Origin of the sequence: Streptomyces sp. NPDC057654 (assembly GCF_042800135.1) — a bacterium.
Classification (GTDB): domain Bacteria; phylum Actinomycetota; class Actinomycetes; order Streptomycetales; family Streptomycetaceae; genus Streptomyces.
The window spans coordinates 1-8,470 of record NZ_JBHVHQ010000340.1 but is presented as its reverse complement, the minus strand read 5'-3'; the positions used below and the strand labels follow the sequence as shown (position 1 = coordinate 8,470).

Sequence of the window (8,470 nt, the reverse complement as noted above, 5' to 3'; positions counted from 1 at the left end):
GGCGCGAGGCGCGGCCCGTACGCCCCCGGACCGTACGCCCCCGATGTCACACGCCGTCCGGGTCCGCCCGGTCCAGTGCGGGGCGCGGGCCGGGCCCGGTCTCCAGGAGGAGGTAGTCGGCGGCGGCGGTGTCCGTGACCAGGCTGGTGACCAGGCCGGAGCGGAGTACGGCCCCGATGGCGGCGGCCTTGCGCGATCCCCCGGCGATGGCGACGACTTCCGGTATGCGCCGCAGCCGGTCGGCCTCGACGGTGATGCAGCGCTCCCCGAGGTCCCGGCCGACGCGCCGCCCGTCCGCGTCGAAGAGGTGCGCGGACATCTCGGCGGCGACGCCGAAGGACGCGTAGCGCGCCCGCTCCTCGGCGGAGAGCATGTCGTGCACGGTGGAGATGCCGGGCTCCCAGGAGCCGATGGAGACGGCGGCGACCGTGACCTTGTCGAAGTACTCGAAGGCGCGGGCGATGCCGGTCTGGTTGCGCAGCGCGGCGGCGGTGGCCGAGTCGGGCAGCAGCATCGGCGCGTAGATGGGGTGCGCCTCGCCGCCGGAGACCTGGGCGGCCCGCCGTACGGCCTCGACGGAGCCGCGCTCGGCGGTGCCCGCGTCGTACACGCCGGTGAGCTGGACGACGGTGCACGGCGGCAGCCGGTGCAGGGCGGCGGCCATGTGGATGGTGGAGCGGCCCCAGGCGAGGCCGAGCACATCGCCCTCGTCGACGAGCTCGCCCAGCAGGTCGGCCGCCACCTCGCCGAGGTTCTCCGGGTCGGGCGCGTCGTCGCTGGCGTCGGCCGGGGACTCCACGACCACGGCGTGGCGCAGGCCGTACCGGGCCCGGAGCGCGTCGGAGCGCTCCGCGTCGAGCTCGGCGGGCACCCTGATCTCGATCCGCACGAGGTCGCGTTCGAGCGCGGTCTCCAGGACGCGCGCGACCTTGAAGCGGCTGACGCCGAACTCCTCGGCGATCTGGATCTTGGACTTGCCCTCCAGGTAGAAGCGGCGGGCCATGGCCGCCGCCTGAACGAGCTCGGCGGGTCCCATCCGCGTGGCTGAACGGCCCGTCGACACCGCGGTCTCCTCACTTGCGTTGTATGTGTGCGTGGGTCCGCGGCGCGGACACCACCGTCATCCTGTCAGATGCCGCGGGCCCCGATCAGGCCCTGACCTTCGAGTTCACTTCCCCGTGGCTCAGTGGTCGCACGCCCAGCCCGCCCCTCCGCCGCTCTCTTCGGCCATCGAACGCAGGGAGCGTACGGCCTCCGCCGGGTCCTCCGCGCCGTAGACCGCCGAACCCGCGACGAAGACGTCGGCGCCGGCCTCGGCGCACCGCTCGATGGTGGTGGCCGACACCCCGCCGTCCACCTGGAGCCACAGCTCCAGGCCGTGCTTGGCGATCAGCTGCCGGGTGCGGCGGATCTTGGGCAGCATGATGTCGAGGAACGCCTGGCCGCCGAAGCCGGGCTCGACCGTCATGATCAGCAGCATGTCCAGCTCGGGCAGCAGGTCCTCGTACGGCTCGATGGGCGTGGCGGGCTTGAGCGCCATGGACGCCCGCGCCCCCTTGGCCCGGATCTCGCGCGCGAGCCGTACGGGCGCGGCGGCGGCCTCCGCGTGAAAGGTGACGGAACCGGCCCCGGCCTCGACGAACGCGGGCGCCCAGCGGTCCGGCTCCTCGATCATCAGATGGCAGTCCAGCGGGGTGTCCGTGGCCCTGCTGAGCGACTCGACGACCGGCACGCCGAGCGTGAGGTTCGGGACGAAGTGGTTGTCCATGACGTCCACGTGGAGCCAGTCGGCGCCGCCGGGGCCTCCCACGCGGCTCGCCTCGTCGGCGAGTCGGGAGAAGTCCGCGGACAGGATGCTGGGGTTGATCTGCACGGCCATGCCCCAAGCCTGCCATGCCCACGCCGCGGCCCCGACTCCGGAGGCAGGCATTCTGCGACCGAGCCGCACATAACGCCTCGGATTCGGGGCCGTTCGGCCTGGCGTGCACACCTCACACGGCGTCCTGCTCCGCTCCCGTCCGGAGAGAAGCGATGATCGCGCCGAGCGACACCTGCTCGGCGCCGGGCAGCCGCCGCCCGGCGTGGAGCATGCCGAGCGCGGTCAGCAGCCGGAGCCGGTCGCCATCCGTCCCGAGATCGCCGACGAAGGCGGGCAGCACCAGGGCCAGGGAGACGAGATCGGCACGGGCGCACAGCCCGGTCAGAAGTTCCCGAAGCCGCTCATCACGCCGGTGCGCACCGCCCGTAGCCCGCAGCCCTTCGGCGACGGCGTATCGGCCCCAGTCGCCGTACGGTCCCGGCGGCGCGTCCGCCAGCGCTTCGGCAGCCCGCCGGAAGTGCTCGCGGGCGCTGTCCAGGTCGCCGAGCTCCTGGTGCGCCCGCGCCATGTTCAGATGGAGCGACGGGAAGAAGCCGCGCACCCGCTCGTCGCCGACCAACTCAGCCCGGCGCAGGCACTCCGCGTTCCAGTCCAGAGTCGCCCGCGCGGTGGGCTGGTGCCGCGCGACGTAGTGGGCCGCCACGCACGCCTCGTAGTCGTCGGCGGCCGCCTCCCAGGCGCGTACGAACAGCCGGCGGGCAGCTGCGTCGTCGTCGCGGGTCTCGGCCTCCATGCCCTGAACGCAGAGCCGCACGACGGCGTTTCCCGGGTCCATCATGGTCTTCACCTCCTCGCTCCCGCTCACGCGCCGTCCCGCACCGGCATGACCAATGTGGTGAAACTGCCCTGGTCCGCGGAGCGCACGACGACCGGTTCGGCGGCGGAGGCGATCTCCAGCAGGACGTCGGGGCCGACGCTCGCCTCCAGGGCCGGCAGCAGTACGGCGGGGTCGAAGGCGAGGTTCTGCGGCGGCCCCGTGCACACGGCGTGCAGGGCGGCGGGCGGCGAGCCGCCCCGGCTCAGGGCGAGTTCCCGCTCCCCGGCGCGGACGCGCACCACGTCCGTGCCCTCGCCGTGCCGCTCTTCGAGGGCCGACCGCAGCGCGCCCCGGTCGGTGATCACGCGGGTCCGTACGGGCGCGAGGGCGTCGAGCATCACGCGGTACGAGGGGAACGTGCCGTCGGCCCCCGGCAGGGCGCGCACCGGCCCGTCGTCGGCGCGCAGCACGGCCCGCCCGCCCTCGGCTTCGATACGGACGTCCGTACCGCGCAGCGCCCAGCCGCCGACGTCCGCCAGCAGATCGGCGTCCACCAGCGCCCGGCCGGGCCCGCCCGCCATCGAGCGCCCCGGCAGGACGCGCACGGCGAGGCGGTAGCGGTCGGTGGCCACCAGCCGCACTTCCTGGCCGTCGAGTTCGATCAGTACGTTCCCGAGCACCGGGAACTCCTCGCGCGCCGCGCCGCGCGCCACCGCCGGCGCGACCTGCCGCAGCGCACTCGCGAACTCGGGCCCGCCCACGACCGCCACCGCGCACCCGCCGCCGCCCGGCAGCGTGTGCAGGATCTCCTCGACGGCCGCACGCGTGGCCTCGGCCAGGTCCCGCGTCCGCAGCAGATGCCCGCGCAGCACCCGCCGCGCGTCCTCGGGCTCGCCGTCCAGCACCGCCGCCACCTCGGCCAGCGGCAGCCCCGCCGCCCGCAGCCTGCGCAACGCGACGGCCCGTGACCGCTGCGCGCGGGCGTAGTAGCGGTACCCGGTGGCCTCGTCCACCCTGGCGGGCCGCAGTACGTCGCAGTCGTCGTAGAACCGCAGCGCGCTGGGCGCCAGCCCCACGCACCGGGCGAAGGCGCCGATGCTCAGCAGCGGCGCGTTGTCGTCCATGTCGTCGGTGTAGTCGGTGTCGTCGATGTCGTCGATGTCGTCCATGGGAGCGATGGTGGGCGTTCAAGCGGCTCGAAGGTCAATTCGCGGGCCGACGGGTGCGAACCGCGGTCAGCAGGTCTTCTGGTAGGGGAGGTCGGGGAGATAGGTGTGCCAGTCGTCGGGGGTGAGGGGGCCGGTGCGGGCGCAGAGGTCGGCGATGAGCCGAGCGGGGGCGACGGGGATGCGCTGCGGCGGGGTGTGGGCGCCGGCGACGGTGAGTTGGGCGCCGGTCCGGTCGAAGGCGATGGAGCGGATCTCGTCGCCGGGGGTGGGGAGGCTGGTGCCGAGGGGCTGGCGGGAGGGGAGGTCCCAGAGTCTGAGGCTGCCGGAGCGCCCGGCGACGGCCAGGGTGCGGCCGTCGGGTGAGAAGGCGAGCGCGGCGGTGGCTTCCGCACCGCCGAGACGGGCCGCGCCCTGTGCGGCGGAGAGCACACCGAGCCGCCGCCGGGCGTCGCCGTCCCACAGGGTGACCTCGCCCGTGGTGTTGCCGACGGCGAGATAGCGGCCGTCCGGGCTGAACAGCAGTGGCGATCCATGTCCTTGGCGCAGATCGCGGTGGGTGACACGGCCGCTGGGCAGTTCGACGACGGTGCCGTCGTCGGCGACGAGGAGCTTTCCGTCGGGGCGCGGGGCCAGGCTCGCCGAGGCCGTGTGGTATCTCCCGGGTCCCGGGAGGGGAGACAGGCGTTTCCCGGTCAGGAGGTCCCGTAATCCGGTCAGCGTGATGCCGTATGCGGACAGGGTGCCGTCGAGTGAGCGCAGGGCCAGGGCGTCGAACTGCTCGCTGCCGCCGGCCGCGGTGAACGACGGGTGCACGCGCCGCTTGACGATGTCCCAGATGGTGACGGAGGCCGGGGCGTCGGTGCTGTAGGCCAGGTAGCGGCCGTCGGGGCTGAATGCCATCGGAGTGACGCCGCGCAGGGGTGTTCCCCGCCGGCCCGGCAGCGGCCGGACGGGCGGCAGCCGGATCGCCCGGTCGCCGCCCCGCGTGTCACGCAATTCGAACTGCTCGGCGCCGTCGGCCTTCCTAGCGGTGAGGAGATGACGGCCGTCCGGGCTGAGAAGGGAGGCGCCGGCCGGGGTCGGCTGCCAGGCTGCGGTGAGCGCGGGCCCGGGATCGATGGTGCGTACGAGTGCTTCCTCGCCGGCCCCGGACCCCAGATACCGGATACGGCCGGCGCCGGTGTCGATGGTGACCGAGGCGGCTTCGTCGCCGAACAGCGGGTGCCGGAAGACAGGGGCCGCGGCCTCGCGCTGATCCACGGCCCGCCCTTCGCCCGTCTGACCCGTCTGGTCTGTCTGGTCCGTCTGGTCTGCCGGGCTGTCCGCCTGGGCGTCGAGCCGCCACAGCAGTACCTCGTCCGCGCTCGCGGCCACCACGAACCTCATGTCGGAACTGAAGCTGAAGGAGCGCAGGAGCGGGTACGCGATGGCGACGGTCCGCCGCCCCGACGCGCTGTCCAGGATGCGGAGGCCGGAGCGGTCGAGAACGCCCAGAGACCGGCCGTCGGCACTCAAGTGGAGAACCGCCTGCGCGCAGTCCCCGAGCACGGACCCTTTCCGCGGCCACCCGTCGCTCAGGCGGCGTCGGGCCGACACGTCCCACAGCTCCAAACGGCCTCCCGGCCCGCACAGGGCCGCGAGCCGCCCGTCGCGGCTGACGCTGAGTCGCAGCCGGTTCGCCGCCCGGCGGACGTGGCCCTTGGAAGCGGCGCCGGCCTTCCAGCTCAGCGCCCTGCGCAGGTCCTGGATGTCCCACAGTTCGACGTGGTCGCCGACGGTGATGCCCAGCATCCGGCTGCTGTCCGCCCAGAAGACTCCGAACGCGTTCGGGTCGGTGCGGGCCATGGCGGGAAGCTCGCGTCGTGTGCCGGCGACCGTGTCCCACAGCATGACGTGCGCGGAATCATCGGTCCTGGCCCGGACGACATACCTCCCGTCAGGGCTGACGCCGCCGGTCAGGCCGGCACGGCCCCTGTTCACCCCGTTCGCCCCGTTTCCCCCGATTCCCCCGATTCCCCCGATCCGGCGTGAGGCCACGCGGTGGTGGTCCGCGACGTCCCACTCCTCAAGCCGGTCACTGCCGGAGAACACCCGCAGGGTCCGGCCGTCGCCGCTCAGCGAGGTGAGCCCTTCCATGGGGCCCGTCGTGGGGATCGCGAGCACGGCCTCCGTCCGCTGGGCCATGGCCGCCACCATCGCGGAGCGGGTCTCGGGCAGTTCCGCGACGCGCCACGCGGCGATGCTCAGCCGCACCGCTGTCCTCGGGGTGGTCCACCGCAGCCCCTGCGCCACCTGAGCGACCCGGCGCGCCGCCGTCAGCCGCTGTTCACGCGAGCTGAGCCGACTCTGCTGCCAGGCTATGCCTCCGGCGATGAGGGCGAGGACGAGGAGGAGGCACCCGGTGAGGGTGAGCGTACGCAGCCGACGCGCGGCGCGTGACGAGGCACGGTGCTCCCTCGCGCGGGCGGCGAGACCGGCGTCGATGAAATCTCTTTCCAGGGCGGTGAGTTCACCGTGCCGTTCCGGCGTCGCGAAGGCTTCCACCGCGGTGGTGAGCCGGGTACCCCGGTAGAGACTGGCCTCCTCCCTGCCGAGTTCGTCCCAGATGCGGGCGGCATCGCTCAGCCGTCGCAGCAGGACGAGGCGTTCGCGGTCTCCGTCCACCCACTGCGCCAGGCGGGGCCAGGCGGTGATGAGGGCTTCGTGGGCCAGATCGACGGTGTTCTCGTCGAGGGTGACGAGACGGGCTCGGGCGAGCAGTTCGAGGACGTGGCCGGTATGGGTGCCGGGTGCGGCGTCGAGTTCGGCGCGGCCGACGGGGCTGCGGGTGTCGGGCGCGCCCTGGCCGGGGGTGATGAGGCGGAGCAGGATCCGGCGGGCCTGCGCCGCGCGCTGGTCGGGCAGGCCGGTGTAGAGGGCTTCGGCGGTCTGGGCGATGGCTCCGCGCAGCCCTCCGGTGGTTTCGTACGCGTCGAGGGTGAGGGTGCGGCCTCGGCGGCGGCGCCAGGTCTCCAGCAGGGCGTGGGAGAGCAGGGGCAGGCTGCCAGGTTCCTCGGCGGCTTCCTTGATCAGCCGTGCGGTGAGGGCGCGTTCGACGAGCAGACCGGCCGCGGCCGCGGGTTTGACGATCGCCTCGCGGAGTTCGCCGGGTGAGAGCGGAGCGACGGGCAGACCGGCGTGGCGGACGGCGGCCGCCAGGCCGGGGTGTTCGAGGCAGTGGGGGTAGAAGTCGGCCCGTACGGCGAGTACGACGCGTAATCGGCGGCCGGGCTCCTCGGCGGCCAGCAGGGCGGCGATGAAGCGCGCCCGTTCCCCGGAGTCCTGGCAGAGGGTGAAGACCTCTTCGAATTGGTCGACGATCAGCCAGGTGTCGCCGTCCCCGTCGGCGGGCGCCAGCACCGGATCGTCTGCTCGCGGCGGGCGGCTGCCGGGGGTGAGGATCCGTACCGCCGCCGGCCGCGGCCCGGCGTGAGGATCCGTACGCAGCCGGGGGATCAGCCCGGCGCGCAGCAGGGACGACTTGCCGCTGCCGGACGGGCCCAGCACCACGGTCACCTTGCTCCGGCCCGCCAGCTCCACCAGTTCCTCGGTCAGCCGTGCGCGGCCGAAGAAGAGGGCGGCGTCATCGGGTTCGTACCGGGCGAGTCCCCGGTACGGCGGAGCCGCGGCGTCGGCCCCCTCGTCCGGGGCGGGCTGCCGGGCCTCTTCCTCCGCAGCGGCCCGCCGCCTCTCCTCCCACTCGTCGGGGTCCGCGCCGCACGCGTCGGCGTAGGCCCGTACGACGCGCGGGGACGGCAGTCGGTCGCCGCCGGCGGCCTGGGACAGGACGGTGGGTGAATAGCCCGCCCGCTGGGACATGGCCCGGTAGGAGAGCCCGGCCTCCTGACGCAGCTTCCTCAGTTCACAGGCGAATCGCTGAACCGGCCCGGCCCCGGGGTCGAGCTGCTTCTCCGGCCTCCCCACACGCGCCCCCGATCAGCGGATGAAGCGACATTCCACGTTATGGATGGGGTCTCTGTCGCGGCAAGTGCCCCATCGGCCAGACCGGCCGGGTTGTTCGGCGGCTCGGTATGGGCTGCCGAACAACTCACGAGCCGCTGGACTCGTCTCCGCGGCCATGGCCGTCCGGCCTGCACCACCCGACTGCCGCCTGCTCGAAAGAAGCAGCCCGCTCCGCACCGAAGACACCCAAGGAAAGGGTTGAACCATGCGGAAAACCTTCGTATTCGTACCGCTCACCGCAGCGGCCCTGCTGCTCGGAAGCGGCACGGTCACCGCGACGGCCGACCCCGCCACGGCCTCGGACACCACCGGCATCGCGCGGAAGTGCCTGGAAGACGCGCCGCCCTTCACCAGTTACGCGGGGACCGGCTCCAACGATCCCTCGTACTGGCCCAAGCGCGGCACGTACGCCACCACGACCACCCGATGCGCCGACATCAACGTCAAGCTCAACCAGACCCGTGACGTACAGACGTGCTTCAAGAAAGGCTCCGGCTGGACCTGCAACGGCTGGCGCACCCTGCACCAGGGCAAATGGGGCCTCGCCGCCACTGACGTGCTGAACGGCACCCAGTTTTTCCTGCAATTCAAGGGAACGGCCAAGGTCTCAGGCCACCTCGACTACTGACGGCCGCACCGCGGCAAGGCCGCCGGGTGCTGCCC

6 protein-coding genes are annotated in these 8,470 nt (G+C 73.2%); 1 reads left to right on the top strand and 5 read right to left on the bottom strand.

The window, feature by feature from the left end; translation table 11 throughout:
* Positions 1-46 precede the first annotated feature (46 nt).
* The 5 genes from ACFU99_RS23620 to ACFU99_RS23600 all read right to left on the bottom strand — a co-directional run bounded on the left by ACFU99_RS23620 (position 47) and on the right by ACFU99_RS23600 (position 7,768).
* Positions 47-1,036, bottom strand: a complete 990-nt coding sequence (locus tag ACFU99_RS23620) for a sugar-binding transcriptional regulator (RefSeq protein ID WP_384395077.1) — start codon at positions 1,034-1,036, stop codon at positions 47-49.
* Between the two features lie 147 nt (positions 1,037-1,183).
* The gene (rpe, locus tag ACFU99_RS23615; protein ID WP_384395075.1) at positions 1,184-1,879 is read right to left on the bottom strand and encodes a ribulose-phosphate 3-epimerase; all 696 of its coding nucleotides are present in this window, start codon (positions 1,877-1,879) and stop codon (positions 1,184-1,186) included.
* Positions 1,880-1,991: 112 nt separating this feature from the next.
* Entirely contained in the window at positions 1,992-2,657 is a 666-nt protein-coding gene (locus ACFU99_RS23610) for a hypothetical protein (RefSeq protein WP_384395073.1), read from the bottom strand.
* A gap of 23 nt (positions 2,658-2,680) precedes the next feature.
* Positions 2,681-3,805, bottom strand: a complete 1,125-nt coding sequence (locus ACFU99_RS23605; RefSeq protein ID WP_384395071.1) for a MerR family transcriptional regulator — start codon at positions 3,803-3,805, stop codon at positions 2,681-2,683.
* A 66-nt stretch (positions 3,806-3,871) separates the two neighbouring features.
* Entirely contained in the window at positions 3,872-7,768 is a 3,897-nt protein-coding gene (locus ACFU99_RS23600) for a helix-turn-helix domain-containing protein (RefSeq protein ID WP_384395069.1), read from the bottom strand.
* Positions 7,769-8,012: 244 nt separating this feature from the next.
* On the opposite strand from ACFU99_RS23600, the gene ACFU99_RS23595 reads away from it, so the two are divergent.
* Positions 8,013-8,435, top strand: a complete 423-nt coding sequence (locus tag ACFU99_RS23595) for a hypothetical protein (protein WP_384395068.1) — start codon at positions 8,013-8,015, stop codon at positions 8,433-8,435.
* The last annotated feature ends 35 nt before the right edge of the window (positions 8,436-8,470 follow it).

What these genes read in the sequence shown, in the direction of transcription:
- ACFU99_RS23595 (WP_384395068.1), top strand. Translation starts at nt 8,013, where the DNA reads ATGCGGAAAACCTTCGTATTCGTACCGCTCACCGCAGCGGCCCTGCTG.
- ACFU99_RS23610 (WP_384395073.1), bottom strand. Translation starts at nt 2,657, where the DNA reads ATGATGGACCCGGGAAACGCCGTCGTGCGGCTCTGCGTTCAGGGCATG.
- rpe (WP_384395075.1), bottom strand. Translation starts at nt 1,879, where the DNA reads ATGGCCGTGCAGATCAACCCCAGCATCCTGTCCGCGGACTTCTCCCGA.
- ACFU99_RS23605 (WP_384395071.1), bottom strand. Translation starts at nt 3,805, where the DNA reads ATGGACGACATCGACGACATCGACGACACCGACTACACCGACGACATG.
- ACFU99_RS23620 (WP_384395077.1), bottom strand. Translation starts at nt 1,036, where the DNA reads ATGGGACCCGCCGAGCTCGTTCAGGCGGCGGCCATGGCCCGCCGCTTC.